This is a genomic window from Aeromicrobium sp. CF3.5 (assembly GCF_051262695.1).
GTDB lineage: Bacteria > Actinomycetota > Actinomycetes > Propionibacteriales > Nocardioidaceae > Aeromicrobium.
This window is the reverse complement of the sequence record NZ_JBIMEZ010000003.1, coordinates 41,686-57,578: the sequence shown is the minus strand read 5'-3', so window position 1 is coordinate 57,578 and position 15,893 is coordinate 41,686. Positions and strand designations below refer to the sequence as shown.

General features: G+C 68.0%; 14 protein-coding genes and 2 tRNA genes. 13 read left to right on the top strand and 3 right to left on the bottom strand.

Annotated elements, in window-relative coordinates:
* Positions 1-5: 5 nt before the first annotated feature.
* Both recF and ACHAA3_RS07125 read left to right on the top strand, forming a co-directional pair.
* Complete coding sequence (recF, locus tag ACHAA3_RS07130; protein WP_435708279.1) at positions 6-1,130, top strand: DNA replication/repair protein RecF; 1,125 nt, start codon at positions 6-8, stop codon at positions 1,128-1,130.
* Positions 1,123-1,626, top strand: a complete 504-nt coding sequence (locus tag ACHAA3_RS07125) for a DUF721 domain-containing protein (RefSeq protein WP_435708278.1) — start codon at positions 1,123-1,125, stop codon at positions 1,624-1,626. The genes recF and ACHAA3_RS07125 overlap by 8 nt, the downstream gene beginning before the upstream one ends.
* Here ACHAA3_RS07125 and ACHAA3_RS07120 read toward each other — a convergent pair.
* Positions 1,573-2,460 carry a phosphatase PAP2 family protein gene (locus ACHAA3_RS07120; RefSeq protein WP_435708277.1) on the bottom strand — a complete coding sequence of 296 codons (888 nt, stop codon included), beginning with the start codon at positions 2,458-2,460 and terminating at the stop codon, positions 1,573-1,575. The genes ACHAA3_RS07125 and ACHAA3_RS07120 overlap by 54 nt on opposite strands.
* A 221-nt stretch (positions 2,461-2,681) precedes the next feature.
* Between ACHAA3_RS07120 and gyrB the strand changes: the two genes are divergently transcribed.
* From gyrB to ACHAA3_RS07070, 10 genes are all read left to right on the top strand, one after another.
* A complete protein-coding gene (gene gyrB / locus ACHAA3_RS07115; RefSeq protein WP_435708276.1) occupies positions 2,682-4,673 on the top strand; it encodes a DNA topoisomerase (ATP-hydrolyzing) subunit B in 1,992 nt (663 codons plus the stop codon).
* 31 nt (positions 4,674-4,704) lie between these two features.
* Positions 4,705-7,263 carry a DNA gyrase subunit A gene (gyrA, locus tag ACHAA3_RS07110; protein ID WP_435708275.1) on the top strand — a complete coding sequence of 853 codons (2,559 nt, stop codon included), beginning with the start codon at positions 4,705-4,707 and terminating at the stop codon, positions 7,261-7,263.
* On the top strand, positions 7,260-8,030 hold the full coding sequence (locus tag ACHAA3_RS07105) for a DUF3566 domain-containing protein (RefSeq protein ID WP_435708274.1): 771 nt from the start codon (positions 7,260-7,262) through the stop codon (positions 8,028-8,030). Before gyrA ends, ACHAA3_RS07105 begins: the two co-directional genes overlap by 4 nt.
* A gap of 61 nt (positions 8,031-8,091) precedes the next feature.
* Positions 8,092-8,166: transfer RNA gene (locus ACHAA3_RS07100), tRNA-Ile, on the top strand.
* 142 nt (positions 8,167-8,308) lie between these two features.
* Positions 8,309-8,384: transfer RNA gene (locus tag ACHAA3_RS07095), tRNA-Ala, on the top strand.
* A 263-nt stretch (positions 8,385-8,647) separates the two neighbouring features.
* Entirely contained in the window at positions 8,648-9,103 is a 456-nt protein-coding gene (locus tag ACHAA3_RS07090; RefSeq protein ID WP_435708273.1) for a MarR family winged helix-turn-helix transcriptional regulator, read from the top strand.
* Positions 9,100-9,753, top strand: a complete 654-nt coding sequence (locus ACHAA3_RS07085) for a hypothetical protein (RefSeq protein WP_435708272.1) — start codon at positions 9,100-9,102, stop codon at positions 9,751-9,753. The genes ACHAA3_RS07090 and ACHAA3_RS07085 overlap by 4 nt, the downstream gene beginning before the upstream one ends.
* A gap of 96 nt (positions 9,754-9,849) precedes the next feature.
* Positions 9,850-10,392 (top strand): 2Fe-2S iron-sulfur cluster-binding protein, encoded by a 543-nt coding sequence (locus ACHAA3_RS07080; RefSeq protein ID WP_435708271.1) that lies wholly within the window; start codon positions 9,850-9,852, stop codon positions 10,390-10,392.
* The gene (locus ACHAA3_RS07075; RefSeq protein ID WP_435708270.1) at positions 10,389-11,384 is read left to right on the top strand and encodes an FAD binding domain-containing protein; all 996 of its coding nucleotides are present in this window, start codon (positions 10,389-10,391) and stop codon (positions 11,382-11,384) included. Before ACHAA3_RS07080 ends, ACHAA3_RS07075 begins: the two co-directional genes overlap by 4 nt.
* Positions 11,381-13,486 (top strand): xanthine dehydrogenase family protein molybdopterin-binding subunit, encoded by a 2,106-nt coding sequence (locus ACHAA3_RS07070; protein ID WP_435708269.1) that lies wholly within the window; start codon positions 11,381-11,383, stop codon positions 13,484-13,486. Before ACHAA3_RS07075 ends, ACHAA3_RS07070 begins: the two co-directional genes overlap by 4 nt.
* Before the next feature lie 38 nt (positions 13,487-13,524).
* Here the strand turns inward: ACHAA3_RS07070 and ACHAA3_RS07065 are convergent, their stop codons facing one another.
* Together ACHAA3_RS07065 and ACHAA3_RS07060 are read right to left on the bottom strand one after the other, a co-directional pair.
* Complete coding sequence (locus ACHAA3_RS07065; RefSeq protein WP_435708268.1) at positions 13,525-13,881, bottom strand: DUF664 domain-containing protein; 357 nt, start codon at positions 13,879-13,881, stop codon at positions 13,525-13,527.
* Between the two features lie 233 nt (positions 13,882-14,114).
* The gene (locus tag ACHAA3_RS07060) at positions 14,115-14,735 is read right to left on the bottom strand and encodes a TetR/AcrR family transcriptional regulator (RefSeq protein WP_435708267.1); all 621 of its coding nucleotides are present in this window, start codon (positions 14,733-14,735) and stop codon (positions 14,115-14,117) included.
* Between the two features lie 163 nt (positions 14,736-14,898).
* On the opposite strand from ACHAA3_RS07060, the gene ACHAA3_RS07055 reads away from it, so the two are divergent.
* Positions 14,899-15,828, top strand: coding sequence for a lysostaphin resistance A-like protein (locus ACHAA3_RS07055; RefSeq protein ID WP_435708266.1), 930 nt, complete (start codon positions 14,899-14,901; stop codon positions 15,826-15,828).
* Positions 15,829-15,893: the final 65 nt, after the last annotated feature.

The window sequence follows — 15,893 nt, the reverse complement described above, 5'->3', positions numbered from 1 at the left end:
GGCTCGTGCATGTCACCCGACTCACCCTGAACGACTTCCGGTCCTACCCGGAGGCCGACGTCCGGATGGAACCGGGCGCGGTGTCGTTCATCGGTGCCAACGGTCAGGGCAAGACCAACCTCGTCGAGGCGATCGAGTACCTGTCACGCCTGGACTCGCACCGGGTGTCCAGCGACGTGCCCCTGGTGCGCGCCGGGACCGAGCGCGCCGTGGTGCGGGCCGAGGTCGTGCGAGGCGATCGCACGGCCCTGCTCGAGCTGGAGATCATCCCGGGCAAGTCCAACCGTGCTCGCATCAACCGCGGTGACCTGCCACGCGTCCGCGATCTCGTCGGCGTGCTGCGCACCGTGACGTTCTCGCCCGGCGACCTCGATCTGGTCAAGGGCGATCCGTCGGACCGCCGACACTTCCTCGACGCGTTGCTGGTGCTGCGCACCCCGCGTCTGGCCGGCGTCAAGGCCGACTACGACCGAGTGCTGCGGCAGCGCAACACTCTTCTGAAATCTGCTGGCAGAAGAAGGAACGTCGAGGTCGCGACCCTCGACATCTGGGACGAGAACCTCGCTCGCCTGGGTGGTGAGCTCGTGGCGCAGCGACTGACGTTGCTCGACGACCTGGGACCGCACCTCGTCGAGGCACACCTACGGGTCGCTGCTGGGGCCTCGGCGAACCGCCGCGACGTCACGGCCGTGTACCGGTCGTCGACCGCGATGGATGCCGAGGAACGTGATCAGCACGCGATCGCGGGGGTTCTGCTGACCGAGATCGGTCGTCGACGCGGCGACGAGCTCGATCGCGGCATCAGTCTGGTCGGACCTCACCGAGACGAGGTGGTGCTGTCGGTCGGCGACCTGCCGGCCAAGGGCTACGCCAGCCACGGGGAGTCGTGGTCACTGGCGCTGGCCCTGCGGCTCGCCTCGTTCGACCTGCTTCGGTCCGAGGGCGACGACCCGGTCCTGATCCTGGACGACGTGTTCGCCGAGCTCGACGGAGGTCGGCGTCAGCAGCTGGCCGAGCTGGTCGCGACCGCAGAGCAGGTGCTGGTGACCGCAGCGGTCGCTGAGGATGTGCCTGCCGAGCTCGCGGGACAGCGCTTCGAGGTCCGCGACGGTGGTGTCACGCGTGTCTGAGGACGACGAGACCCCACCTGATCCGCTCGACCTGGCGCGCGACGTGGCCGACCGGTATCGCCGGGCGCCCGGGCAGCCGGCCGTTCCCCAGCGCCGTCGGCGCCGGCCGCCGCCGACCGTGGGCCCACGGACCCGGCGCGAGGATGCCGTCCCGATCTCCGACGCGCTTGGTGAGCTGATCCGCGAGCGCGGGTGGAGTCGTCAGCTCGACGTCCAACGCGTGCTCGAGGACTGGGGCTCGCTGGTCGGGCCCGAGGTCGCCCAGCACTCCCGCGTCGTGGGGTACGCCGATGCGGTCGTGCGGGTCGAGACGCGCACCACGGCGTGGGCCACCCAGCTCAAGCTGCTGGCGCCTCGCATCGTGGCCCGCCTCAACGAGCTGCTGGGCGACGGCGCGGTGGTGCGGATCGACATCCGTGGACCCCAGGCGCCGAGCTGGAACTCAGGACCACGGTCGATCCGAGGCCAGCGCGGGCCGAGAGACACGTACGGCTGAGGCGTCGTCGAGCGGCGGAGGCGATGTTTCACGGGGAACATCGTCAAAACCGAGAGTGGTGGCCGCCCAGGTGAAGATCGCCGTGGCCAGGGCGGTGCCGCCGAGCACGGCGCCGGCGTCGAGTGCTCCGTCCCAGCCCATGTCCGGACGAACTCCGAGCGCTATCAACCCCACCGCTCCGACTGCAGCCCCGACCAGGGAGCCGAAGGCCGTGCCGCGCACGCGCACGAGCCGGCGCGCGACGACCAGGGACACGACGGCGGCCCAGGCGAGGCTCACCGCGAGCGCCGCGACGATGTCGGAGGGTCGATGCCATCCGGCGACGATCGTCGAGGCGCCGGTCAGGGTCGTGGCTGCTGCCCCGGCGAGGGCGAGGGGCGCACGAAAGACCGGCGGCACGACCAGGAGCGCGGCGGCCGTGGCGCTGGCGACCACGGTGGTGTGACCACTGGGCAACGAGTTCAGCGTGCCGAGCCCGGCCAGGTCGGGACGATCGAGGGCCAGGTTCTTCAGGAGCTGGGTGGTGATGTTGGCGCCGGCGATGACGACGACTGCGCCCACCGCCCACTGGAGGCGGCCGCGCAACAGTGCCGTCATGATGCACGCGACCATGACCACCAGGATCAAACCGATCGAGACCCGACCCAGCACGCTGAGCAGGGCCATCCGAGCCTCGCGGCCGGCCGAGAAGGTTCTCATCGCGGCATCGTCGTACTGCTGGCCCGCCGTGGTGCCGACCGCGATCCGGATCGTGGCCCACAGCACGAGCGAGGACACCACGATCCACCCGACCGACACGACGGTCGAGATACGGCGCTCACGGGACGGCATCATGGATCAAGAGTGCCTGATGCGGGCCAATACCGGGGAGTGGACTCCGCAGCCGGATGGATGGCCCGAGATGCCCGGGGCTGATTGGGGCCTCGACACCGGGTCTGTTATTGCGTCACAGGGCCCGTTACGGGGCTCTGAGCACACCCCCCGGCTCACGACACGGTCCACAGGCAGGAGCCATTCAGCACTAGACGCACGCAATGGGCCCGTATACTGATCGTGTGACCCAGACCCCAGATCCTGAGCAGTCCTACGACGCCAAGAACATCCAGGTGCTGGAAGGTCTGGAGGCGGTCCGCAAGCGCCCCGGCATGTACATCGGCTCCACCGGTGAGCGCGGCCTGCACCACCTGGTCTACGAGGTCGTCGACAACTCCGTCGACGAGGCACTCGCCGGTCACGCCACGCACATCGAGGTCGTCCTGCAGCCCGACGGCGGCGTGCGGGTCGTCGACGACGGCCGCGGCATCCCGGTCGACGAGCACCCCACCGAGAAGATCCCGGCCGTCACCCTGGTTCTCACCTCTCTGCACGCAGGAGGCAAGTTCGGCGGCGGCGGCTACAAGGTCTCCGGCGGTCTGCACGGCGTCGGGGTCTCGGTCGTCAACGCGTTGAGCACCCGGCTCGAGGTCGAGGTCAAGCGCGACGGCTACGTGTGGAACCAGTCCTTCACCTACGGCGAGCCCAATGAGCCCCTGGCCCAGGGTGCGGCGACCAGCGACTCGGGCACCACCACGGTCTTCTACGCCAGTGCCGACATCTTCGAGACCGTCGAGTACTCCTACGAGACCCTCAAGACCCGCTTCCGCGAGATGGCCTTCCTGAACAAGGGCCTCGAGCTGGTGCTGCGCGACGAGCGTGCCGAGGCCATGGAGGCCGCCGAGGGCGACACCGAGATCGACTCGATCGAGCGCGAGGCTCGCTTCAAGTTCGAGAACGGGCTGGTCGACTACGTCGATCACATCAACGTGGGCAGCAAGTCGCCCATCCACTCCGGCATCATCTCGATCGATTCCGAGGACGAGGCCAAGGGCCTGTCGCTGGAGATCGCGATGCAGTGGAACGACAGCTTCAGCGAGTCGGTGCACACCTTCGCCAACACGATCAACACGCACGAGGGTGGCACGCACGAGGAGGGCTTCCGAGCAGCGCTCACCACCACCGTCAACCGGTTCGCCACGACGCAGGGGCTCATCAAGAAGGCCACTGACAACCTGTCCGGCGACGACATCCGCGAGGGCCTCACCGCGATCGTCTCGGTCAAGCTGGAGGAGCCGCAGTTCGAGGGCCAGACCAAGACCAAGCTCGGCAACAGCGAGGCCAAGTCCTACGTCCAGTCGGTCCTGCACACCGAGCTCGGCGCCTGGTTCGAGCAGCACCCGGCCGAGGGCAAGGTCATCGTGCGCAAGTCGATCGACGCCGCGACCGCCCGCATGGCGGCCCGCAAGGCTCGAGACCTGGCTCGCAACCGCAAGGGCTTCCTGGGCGCCGGCGGACTGCCGGGCAAGCTGGCGGACTGCTCGAGCCGCAACCCCGAGGAGTGCGAGGTCTTCATCGTCGAGGGCAACTCCGCCGGTGGTTCGGCCAAGGGCGGCCGCGACCCACGCACCCAGGCGATCCTCCCGCTGCGCGGCAAGATTCTGAACGTCGAGAAGGCCCGCATCGACAAGATCCTGCAGAACACCGAGGTCCAGGCCATCATCTCGGCGCTCGGCACGGGCGTGCACGAGGACTTCGACATGGCCAAGCTGCGCTATCACAAGGTCGTGCTGATGGCCGACGCCGACGTCGATGGCCAGCACATCTCCACGCTGCTGCTGACCCTGCTGTTCCGCTTCATGAAGCCGTTGATCGACAGCGGTCACGTCTACCTCGCCCAGCCTCCGCTGTACCGCATCAAGTGGACGAACTCCGCCCACGAGCTCGCGTACACCGACCGCGAGCGCGACGTCCTGCTCGCCGCAGGTCGCGAGGCCGGTCACCGCCTGCCCAAGGAGGCCCCGGTCCAGCGCTACAAGGGCCTCGGCGAGATGAACGACTCCGAGCTGTGGGAGACCACGATGGATCCCGACGCCCGCATCCTGCGTCAGGTCAGCCTCGAGGACGCCGCGGCCGCCGACCTCATGTTCACCATCCTCATGGGCGAGGACGTCGAGCAGCGCCGCTCCTTCATCCAGCGCAATGCCAAAGACGTCCGATTCCTCGACATCTGATGCCCGATCCGACTGAACGAAGGACCACTCAGTGACTGACTCCCCGATCGAGCGCGACCGGATCGAACCCGTCGAGCTGCAGGATGAGATGCAGCGCTCGTACATCGACTACGCCATGAGCGTGATCGTGTCGCGCGCCCTGCCCGATGTGCGCGACGGTCTCAAGCCGGTGCACCGCCGGGTGCTCTACGCGATGTTCGACGGCGGCTACCGGCCCGACCGCGGCTTCAACAAGTGCAGCCGCATCGTCGGTGACGTCATGGGTCAGTACCACCCGCACGGCGACACCGCGATCTACGACACCCTCGTCCGGCTGGCCCAGCACTGGGTCATGCGTGCGCCGATGGTGCAGGGGCAGGGCAACTTCGGGGCGCCGGGCGACGACGGCGCCGCCGCCATGCGGTACACCGAGTGCAAGCTCGCTCCGATCGCCATGGAGATGGTGCGCGACATCGACGAGGACACCGTCGACTTCCGCCCCAACTACGACGGCCGCTCGCAGGAGCCTTCGGTCCTGCCGGCACGGATCCCCAACCTGCTGGTCAACGGGTCGGCCGGCATCGCGGTCGGCATGGCCACCAACATCCCGCCACACAACCTCCGCGAGGTCGCAGAGGGCGCCCTGTGGTCGCTGGCCCACCCCGAGGCCAGCCGCGAAGAGCTGCTGGAGGCCCTGATCGCCCGGGTCAAGGGCCCCGACTTCCCCACCTACGGCCTCATCGTGGGCAACCAGGGCATCGAGGACATGTACCGCACCGGTCGTGGCTCCATCCCGATGCGCGCCGTGGTCGGCATCGAGGAGGACGCCAAGGGCCGCATCCAGCTGGTGGTCACCGAGCTGCCCTACCAGGTCAACCCCGACAGCCTGATGCGCAAGATCGCCGACCTGGTCAACTCCGGTCGCATGGCGGGCATCTCGGACCTGCGCGACGAGTCCAGCTCGCGCGTGGGTCGCCGCATCGTGATCGAGCTGCGTCGCGACGCCGTGGCCCGGGTCGTGCTGAACAACCTGTACAAGCACACCGAGCTGCAGAGCAACTTCAGCGCCAACATGCTGGCCCTGGTCGATGAGGTGCCGCGCACCCTGACCCTCGACGGATTCATCACCAACTGGATCAGTCACCAGATCGAGGTCATCCGGCGGCGCACCGAGTACCGTCTGCGCAAGGCCGAGGAGCGCGCCCACATCCTGCGCGCGCTGGTCAAGGCCCTCGACAACCTCGACGACGTCATCGCGTTCATCCGCAGCAGCCCGTCGGCGGAGGTCGCGCGCTCGGGTCTGATGGACCTGCTCGAGATCGACGAGATCCAGGCACGTGCCATCCTCGACATGCAGTTGCGCCAGCTCGCAGCACTGGAACGTCAGAAGATCATCGACGACCTCGCCGAGCTCGAGCGGCTCATCGCGCACTACCAGGAGATCCTGGACAGCGAGCAGCTCCAGCGCGAGATCGTCTCGGCCGAGCTGACCGAGATCGTGGACAAGTACGGCGACGACCGTCGCACGCCCATCGTGCCGGCCGACGGCGACCTGTCGATGGAGGACCTGATCCCCGACGAGGACGTCGTGGTCACGCTCACCAAGGGTGGGTACGCCAAGCGCACCCGCATCGATCAGTACCGCGTGCAGCATCGCGGCGGGTCGGGAGTGCGCGGCGCGGCCCTGCGCGGCGAGGACGTGGTCGATCACGTGTTCGCCACCACCAGCCACCACTGGATCTTGTTCTTCACCACGGCGGGCCGGGTCTACCGCACCAAGGCGTACCACCTGCCCGAGGCTGCGCGCGATGCCAAGGGCGGCCACGTCGCCGGGTTGCTGTCGTTCCAGCCGGACGAGCAGATCGCCCGCGTGCTCGCGATCCGCGACTACGAGCAGGCGCCGTACCTGGTGCTGGCCACCCGCAAGGGCCTGATCAAGAAGACCCGCCTGGGTGACTACGACAGTCCGCGCCAGTCCGGTGTCATTGCGATCAACTTCCGCGAGGAGGACGACGAGCTGATCGGCGCCGAGCTGGTCAACGCGCAGGACGACATCGTGCTGATCTCGCGGCAGGCGCAAGCCATCCGCTTCCGCGCCGACGACGATCAGCTGCGACCCATGGGCCGAGCCACCTCCGGTGTCACGGGCATGAAGTTCCGTGGCGACGACTCGGTGCTGTCGATGAGCGTAATTCGTCGCCCGGAGGAGGTCGACGACGCGGACGCCGTGCTGGAGACCGACCAGCTGTTCGTCTTCACGATCACCGACGGCGGCTACGCCAAGAAGTCGCGGATCGAGGACTACCGCCTGCAGGGTCGCGGTGGACTCGGCATCAAGGCCATGCAGATCACCGAGAACCGCGGCGAGCTGGTGGGCGGTCTGGTGATGGTCGATTCCGATGACGTCATCAGCGTCACGAGTCGCGGACAGATCACCCGCAGCCTCGTCTCCGGGGTCAATGCGACCGGCCGTGGCACGATGGGGGTCAAGTTCGTGACGCTGAAGGGGTCGGATCGGGTGGTGACCATCGCCCGCAACACCGAGCCTGCCGAGGCCGTCGCGGAGCCCGAGCAGGCCACCGACCCGAGCGATGAGGTGCAGGACCAGTGAGCGACGAGAGCCCCGAGACGACCGACAAGGGTCGCCCCCGCCCGGCTGGTTCAGGTCCGGCTGGTTCAGGTCAGGCCGGTTCCACCAAGACGGGCACGCAGGCGGCCAAGAAGGCTCCGGCGGCCAAGAAGGCCTCTGCGGCCAAGACCGCAGCTGCCCCGACTGGATCTGGCAAGACCGCAGCTGGCAAGACAGCAGAGGCCAAGACGACGCGTGGTCCTGCGTCGGCTGCCACGACCACAACGTCCACCGGGCGTGCCCTGACGGCGAATGACTACGCGGCCAGCACGTCGAACTCGGCGTCCTCGACGGCCGTGATCCCGGCGGTCAAGGACGAGCCGGCAGCAACACCCAAGGCGGCACCCGCGCCTGCGCAGAACGAGCAGTTCGGTGGCGGAGCCGGACGTGCGGCGACGTTGCGCCTGTCGCACGTCGACCCGTGGTCGGTCACTCGCATGGCCTTCGCCATCTCGGTGGCTCTCATGGTCGTGGCCGTCGTGGCCGTGGCGATCTTCTGGCTCGTGCTGGAGGCGCTGGGCATCTGGGACACGGTCGACAACAGCGTGACCTCGGTGCTCAGTGATGACGCCACGGCGTTCAGCATCACCGACTACTTGGGCTTCGGTCGCCTCGTGGGCCTGACCCTGGTGCTGTCGGCCCTCAACGTGGTCATCGCGACCGTGCTGGCCACCATCGCAGCGCACCTGTACAACCTGGGAGCGCAGCTGCTCGGCGGTTTCCAGGTCACGTACACATCGCAGGACTGAGGGCAGAACTGAGCCGGTTCGTCTCCGCACGGGGTCGTACGGTAACGTTCATCGCTGTTGCGGGCGTATAGCTCAGCTCGGTTAGAGCGCTTCCCTGATAAGGAAGAGGTCCCAGGTTCAAGTCCTGGTACGCCCACTGTTCGAGGAGGATTCGATGCGCAAGATCATCGCCCTCGGCCTCACGGCCGCAGGCATCGCATGGACCCTCGGACGCCGCAAGACATCGGCCCCGGCCGATGCGTGGGCGGCCGGTACTGATCCGGTCTAGCACCACAAGAGGGGCCTTGGCGCAATTGGTAGCGCACCTGCTTTGCAAGCAGGGGGTTAGGGGTTCGAGTCCCCTAGGCTCCACCACTTTTTGCGCTGGCACCGGGGATCAAGGTGCGGAGCTTCGACGCTAGGTGCAACGTCAGCCGGCCGGAGCCGGGGTCGAACGCGCTGGCGATGCTGGGCAGGCTGTTGGAGGATCCCGGCGAGGCCTTCGTGCTGTCATGACAGCCGCCACCGGTCTCGTTCTGACGGTCTACGCACACGGAGACGTCGCCCCGTTTACAAGGGTGAACACATTTTTCTGCTCTGAATAGTTACCTATCTACTTCATGTAGTACGGTAACGATATGGACCCCTCGATCGTGGACAAGCTCATGGCCGTCACGAGCATGTTCCAGCAGGACATGGCCCGAGCCTTCGCCGGCACCCCTCTCACGGAGTCGCGGGTCGCAGTTCTGTGGACGCTGGCGCTGACCGGACCGTCCACGCAGCAAGCCCTCGCCGAGGCGCTGTCGGTGACGCCCCGCAACATCTCTGGCCTCGTGGACGCGCTGGAGCAGCACGGATACGTCGAGCGCGTTCCGTATCCGTCCGACCGCCGCGCCGTGCTGGTGACGCTCACCTCGACCGGTGAGGAAGCAATGGACCGGATGCGGGAGGAACACGCTCATCTGGAGGCAGAGCTGCGCGACGCCGTCCAGCCGGAGCACTGGGACGGACTCGAACAGGGCATCGACGCGATCATCGTCCGTGTTGCCGCACTGATGAGTGCGGAGCAGGCGGAAGCGGAGGACGGCTCATGAGCCCCGCCACCCAGACCCCGCAGACCGATCCGAGCCGCACCCGAGCTCTGCTGGCCCGAGGCATGGGGATCGAGAAGATCATCTACGCCGCCATCGGCCGCGCGATTGCTCGGAGACCGTGGAAGGCGCGCGACGCCAAGGGGTTCCACTACCACGCTCAGAGCTTCGCGGCTCTCATCATCTTCATCGTGCTCTCCGCCGTCGAGGTCGTCGTCATCGACCTGATCGTGCACCAGTGGCTCTGGCTCAGGATCCCCCTGCTCATCTTCGGCGTCTGGGGACTGGTCTGGATGGCCGGGCTCCTGTGTGCTCACCTCATGCGGCCCCACACGGTCGGAACCGAGGGCATCCGAGTCCGTAACGGCCTCGACCTGGATGCTCACGTCACCTGGGACGACGTGTACTCCGTGGGACCGAAGAACCGCAACCACGAGCCCAAGACCCCGAGCGTGATCGATGACCACGAAGGCCGATCACTGGTCATGAGCATCACCGACCAGACCAACGTCGAGGTCGTGCTGGAAAGACCGACGACCATCACCCTTCCGGGTCTTCCGCCGAAAGGAGGCGAACAGGTCGTCGACCGCATCTACCTCTGGACCGACGAGCCCAAGGGGTTCCTCGACGCGGTGCGCGAGCACATCGGCTAGGTCCAGCTGGTGAGGGCGCACAGACAGCGATCGGCAAGCGGACCGACCCGCAGTTATCGTTCTGCACGGACCCAGTACCTGCTTGAGAGGTGACTCATGGACACGCGGATCTCTTTGCGGGTGGACGGTGCGGAGCGCGAGCTCGATGTCGACACGCGCACCACGCTGCTCGACGCCCTGCGCGAGCGGCTCGGCGTCTCGGCGGCGAAGAAGGGCTGCGACCACGGTCAGTGCGGTTCCTGCACCGTCCTGCTCAACGGACGCCGTCACCTGACGTGCCTGGCGCTGGCCGTCGCACACGACGGAGACGAGATCGTCACCGCGAGCGGCCTAGCCGACGACGCGCGTGATGACGCTGAGCTGCACCCGATGCAGCAGGCCTTCCTCGATCACGACGGTTATCAGTGCGGCTACTGCACGCCAGGTCAGATCTGCTCGGCGGTCGCCGTTCTGGACGAGGCGAGACAGGGCCATCCGAGCCATGTCACCGAAGACCTGACCCTCGGCGGCGAGATCGCCCTGACCGACGAGGAGATTCGCGAGCGAATGAGCGGGAACCTGTGCCGCTGCGGCGCCTACGTCGGCATCCTCGACGCCATCCGCCAGGCCGCTTCACAGGAAGGCATCGAGACCCGATGAAGGAGCTGACGTACCTCCGTCCCACGGATGCGAGCGCAGCGGTCAGTGCAGTGGCCGGCGACCCCCAGGCCCGGTTCCTGGGTGGCGGAACCAACCTCGTGGACCACCTCAAGCTGGGTGTGTCCACGCCCAGTGTCCTGGTCGACGTGAGCCAGCTGCCGATGGACGACATCGAGACGGTCGAGGGCCGGACTCGTGTCGGGGCCAACGTGCGCAACAGCGACCTGGCCGCGAGCGCCGTGGTGCGCGGCAGCTTCCCGGCGCTGGCGCGCGCCCTGCTCGCGGGGGCCTCAGGTCAGATCCGCAATCAGGCGACCACCGGGGGCAATCTGCTCCAGCGCACTCGTTGTGTCTACTTCCAGGACGTCACGACCCCGTGCAACAAGCGAGATCCCGGCAGCGGTTGCTCGGCGCTGGAGGGGTACGGGCGGTACAACGCGCTGCTCGGCACCAGCGCCGAGTGCGTGGCGACCCACCCCTCGGACATGGCGGTCGCGATGGCGGCACTGGATGCCGAGGTCGTCGTGCTGGGGCCCGACGGCGAACGACGACTCCCCATCGGCGACCTGCACACCCTGCCCGGTCATCACCCCGACGTCGAGACCACGCTGGCCCACGGCGAGCTGATCACCGCCGTCGAGCTGCGCAGCAGTCACCTGACGCGCCACTCGACGTACTACAAGGCACGCGATCGCGCCTCGTACGCGTTCGCGCTGGTCTCCGTCGCGGGGGCGCTCGAGCTCGACGGCGACACGGTGAGAGACGTGCGGATCGCCTGGGGTGGCGTGGCGCACAAGCCATGGCGCGCCACCCGCGCCGAGGAGCTGCTGCGCGGACAGACCTTCAGTGAGGACGCCGTGCGCGAGGCGGCAGCCGAGGAGCTGCGTGACGCGGTCACCACCGAGGACAACGCTTTCAAGATCGCCATGGTGGCGAACGCCACGGCCCTGGTGCTGAATCAGCTCGCCGTCCGGCAGGGAGGCGCCCGATGACCACCCGAGCCACCCCCATCACGGCCCGGTCGATGGGAACCCACCATGATCGTGTCGACGGCCGGGAAAAGGTGACCGGCCGCGCCGTCTACGCCATGGAGCACGAGGCAGGTGGCACCGACTCGCCGCTCACTGCGTGGTTGGTGCAGTCGACGATCGCTCGCGGCCGCGTCGTGCGGGTCGACGCCAGCGTTGCTCTCAAGCACCCGGGAGTCGTCCAGGTCGTCGACCACCAGAACGCCCCACGACTGGTTGACACCGATGACCGCGAGCTGGCCATCCTGCAGGACGATCGGGTCGGCCTGCGCGGGCAGATCGTGGCGATCGTCCTCGCCGAGACACCCGAGGCGGCTCGCGAAGGAGCCCGGTTGACGACGGTGCACTACGACGCCGAGCCACACCGCGTGACGCTCGAGGACGCTGACACCTATGCTCCGGAGTCGGTCAACGCCGGACACGAGACCGACTTCGAGACCGGCGACGTCGATGCGGCCATGCGCGACGCGGCGGTGCAGGTGGATGCCACCTACTCCACCCCCCACGAGCACAACAACCCGATGGAGCCGCACGCCTGCACGGCTCGCTGGGACGGGTCGACCTTGACGATGTGGGATTCGACCCAGGCCGTGCACGCGGTGGCGGCGGCGCTCGCTCCGATGCTCGGTCTCGAGCAGGAACAGATCACGGTGGTGGCCCCGTACGTGGGCGGCGGCTTCGGGAGCAAGGGCCTGCCTCACGCCCCGGAGATGGCTGCCGCGCTCGCTGCGATGGCCGTAGACGGGCGCCCGGTCCGGCTCGCCGTGACACGCCAGCAGATGTTCGCTCTCACCGGGTACCGCACCGAGACGATCTCCCATCTTCGCCTCGGTGCAGAGCCCGACGGGCGGCTGCTCGCGATCGAGCACGTTGCCATCAGCCAGACCTCGCGGATCAAGGAGTTCGCCGAACAGACCGCGACTGCTGCGCGCATGATGTACGCCGCCCCGAGTCGTCGCACGACGCATCGTGTCGCCGCGCTCGACGTCGCCGTCCCGTCGTGGATGCGGGCCCCGGGTGAGATGCCCGGCATGTACGCCCTCGAGGTGGCGATGGACGAGCTGGCCGTCGCGTGCGAGGTCGACCCGATCGAGCTGCGGGTGCGCAACGAGCCGGACGTCGACCCCGAGACGGGCAAGCCGTGGAACAGTCGCAGGCTCGTGGAGTGTCTGGAGCGAGGCGCCGAGAGGTTCGGCTGGGCCGAGCGTTCGGCGACGCCGGGTACCGTCCGAGACGGCGACTGGTGGGTGGGCACCGGCGTCGCCGCGGCGACCTACCCCACCTTGTGGATGCCGGGCAACACCGCCCGAGTCGTCGCGCTCGACGGCGGTCGCTATGCCGTCTCGATCGGCGCCGTCGACATCGGCACGGGAGCGCGCACCGTCCTGAGCCAGATCGCGGCCGACGCGCTGGAGGTCGACCCCGGTGCCGTGGACCTCAGCATCGGCGACACCGACCAGCCAGCGGCCACCGTGGCCGGCGGGTCGGCAGGCACCGGGTCGTGGGGCACCGCGATCGTCCAGACCGTGCAGCAGCTCCGGCGCGACCACGGTCAGCGCCCCGATCCGGGAGCTGAATCGACCTCCGTCGCCGAGGCCTACCCCGACATGGAGAACCATGCACTGCACTCCTTCGGCGCGGTCTTCGCCGAGGTTCGGGTTCACCGCTACACCGGGGAGCCACGCGTGTCCCGGATGCTCGGGGTGTACTCCACGGGACGGGTGATCAACCCGATGACCGCGCGATCGCAGTTCTACGGCGGGCTCGTGATGGGCCTGTCCGGAGCGCTGCACGAGGAGTCGGTGCGAGACCCCCGTCTGGGACACGTCGTGACGCAGGACCTCGCCACCTACCACGTCGCGTCGCACGCCGACGTGCCCAGCATCGAGGTCGAGTGGCTCGACGAGGACGACCATCTCGCCACTCCCTTCGGGGGTCGCGGCATCGGGGAGATCGGCATCGTCGGCACGGCGGCGGCCATCGCGAACGCTGCGTGGCACGCGACCGGCGTGAGGGCTCGGGACCTCCCGATCACCCCCAGCGCGTTCGTGCGTCCCCCCGCCTGAGGACCCGCAACGGGGTAGTCCGTGGCAGCCGGTCTGGGCTACTCACGGGCAGCGAGAATCTGCTCGTGGAGGATGTCGGCGTGTCCGCTGTGGTGAGCGAGCTCGCGGACGACCTCGAGCAGGAGCGACCAGACGGCTCGCTCGCCGCGCGCGCCGTCGACGGTGTCGCCGAGCAGCCGGCTGGCCACCGCCTGGCGCGAGGCCTCCCAGGTTTCGCGGTACGCCTCCGTGACGGAGGTGATGGTGTCTGCCCTCGCGAGCATGAAGGAACGGTGCGGGGTGGAGGCGACGCCGATCTCGGCCAGTGAGCGGCCGCTGACCAGGTGGTCGAGGTAGAACCGCTCGACATAGTTCACGTGCTTGACCAGACCCAGCACGGTCGTCAGCGAGGGCACCAGTGAGTGAGCGCCGCGCCTCTTCCTCGGTGAGGTCGTCGAGGTGACCGACCAGGGCCGCTCGCCGTTCGTCGATCACGCTCTCGAGCCTTTCGCGCAGCGCGGTCAGCGTCTCGTCGTCCTCCGGGCCGATCATCTCCATGGCGACATTCAATCCGACACGGCCGCGGTGGCAGCGGATACCACGTCGTTGTTCGTCCGTGGCCATCTACTCGGGTTGGGGCGACGGCCGCTCACGCCGATGATGGGGCCGAATCCCCTCCCGCCGTCGTCATCAGAGATGACACGGCGATCTCCAGGGTCGACGCCTCGTAGGCGAGCCGAGCCGGCGCTCCCGGAAGTGCACGCTCGAGTGCGAGGCCGTTCACGACGGTGAGGAGGAACCGCGCTTGGTGCTCGAGGTCGGCCGTCACGAGCGCACCCTCGTCGCGGAGCGTGGCGAGCCAACGCTCGACTCGGTGCACGGCGAGGCGTTCGAGCGCGGCGTACGTGTGCATCGAGTCCTCGTCCGGGGGGGAGGCGACGTAGGCGCGGTGCAGCGTGTGGAGGTACTGACGGGCCGCCTCTCCCGCGCCGACCTCGGCGAGCAGGAGATGGAGACAAGCCGCGAGGCGCTCGGAGGGGCTGTTCGCGGTGTCCATCGGATTGTCGGGCAGATCGAGCGTGTGCAATCCGGCGACCACGGTGTCGATCAGTGCTCGTTGGGTCGGGAAGAAGTGCCGCAAGGATCCGGCGCTGACGCCGGCGCGCGCGGCGACGGCCCGGACGCTGAGCCGTGCGGTTGGATCCTTCGTGAGCATCGTGGCGGCTGCGATCAGGATCTTGTCCCTCGTGCTGGGTGCAGATTCAGACATTCTGCAACGTCCCTCCGTCAGGGCCGGTAGTACAGCGTGCTAATCTCCGATGAGGCATTGGCACAGCGTACTACCGCGGATCTGCCACGACGAAGGAAGATGCCAATCGTCTGAACGACTCCGAGTGCGGACAGCACCGGACAGGACCAGAGGGGAATGCATCATGACGACCACCGAGCAGCCATGGCTGACACGCGAAGATCTGCCTTCACCGGTGCGAGGCGTGCCGGGAGGTGTCGAGTACCACCGAGTCCTGGCCGGTGACAAGCGTCGGATCGGGCGTGGTCTGCTGACCATCGTGCTGCTCTTCGCGGGCCTCATCGGATTCTCGCTGATCTTCGTCGAGCTGTCGAAGGTGATCGATGAGGAGGTGTTCGGGCGTACGGAGGAGTTCACGCCGCTGCGCCACGTGGCCGGGTCACTGTCCCTGGTGCTGCTCATCCCGTGGGCCATGCTGCTGCAGCGCGTGCTCTACGGAGTGTCGCCCGGATCCCTGCACTCGGTCACGGGACGGTTCCGGTTCGGTGTGCTCGGCAAGGCGTTGCTCGTGCTCGGGCCACCCGTCCTCATCGCGGTCGCCATCGCGGCGTTGCAGGGCGGCGCGAGGATCGAGTGGACGGACGGAGATCTGATCGTCATGTTCCTCAGTGGCCTCCTCGTGAGCCCGCTCGCCGCGGCGGGCGAGGAGTACGGGTTCCGGGGCCTGATGTTCCGCGTGGTGGGGGGATGGGCTCGCAGGGCTCGCGTCGGTCTGGTGCTGGGCATTGTCGTGACCACCGTGTTGTTCTCCCTGGTCCACGGCACGGTTGATCCGTACCTGCTGACGTCCTACCTGGTCCTGTTCTCGTCGATGGCGGTCGTCACCTGGCGCACCGGAGGTCTAGAGGTCGCCGTCGTGCTCCACAGCGTCTACAACATGGCCCTGCTGCTCGCCACGACCTTGCACCTCGACCTGGGTGGGGAGCTCGAAGGCCGAGGGTCAGCCGTCGGCTCCATCGTGAACCTGATTCCGAGCGCCGGGATCATCGTCGCCACGGCGATCGTCTGGTGGATGACGCGCACGAGCGGTCCCGCGCGGACGCCCGCGCCATGAGCCCCCGATGGAACGATCGTCGGTTGTCGAGGCGCTCCAAACCCGCCGACGGGCGCCCGCTCAAG

Bases quoted from the DNA above. Each gene is read 5' to 3' on its own strand.
- ACHAA3_RS07120 (WP_435708277.1), bottom strand. From the start codon at position 2,460: ATGATGCCGTCCCGTGAGCGCCGTATCTCGACCGTCGTGTCGGTCGGG.
- ACHAA3_RS07085 (WP_435708272.1), top strand. From the start codon at position 9,100: ATGAGCCCCGCCACCCAGACCCCGCAGACCGATCCGAGCCGCACCCGA.
- ACHAA3_RS07075 (WP_435708270.1), top strand. From the start codon at position 10,389: ATGAAGGAGCTGACGTACCTCCGTCCCACGGATGCGAGCGCAGCGGTC.
- ACHAA3_RS07080 (WP_435708271.1), top strand. From the start codon at position 9,850: ATGGACACGCGGATCTCTTTGCGGGTGGACGGTGCGGAGCGCGAGCTC.
- ACHAA3_RS07060 (WP_435708267.1), bottom strand. From the start codon at position 14,735: ATGTCTGAATCTGCACCCAGCACGAGGGACAAGATCCTGATCGCAGCC.
- ACHAA3_RS07090 (WP_435708273.1), top strand. From the start codon at position 8,648: ATGGACCCCTCGATCGTGGACAAGCTCATGGCCGTCACGAGCATGTTC.
- ACHAA3_RS07055 (WP_435708266.1), top strand. From the start codon at position 14,899: ATGACGACCACCGAGCAGCCATGGCTGACACGCGAAGATCTGCCTTCA.
- ACHAA3_RS07070 (WP_435708269.1), top strand. From the start codon at position 11,381: ATGACCACCCGAGCCACCCCCATCACGGCCCGGTCGATGGGAACCCAC.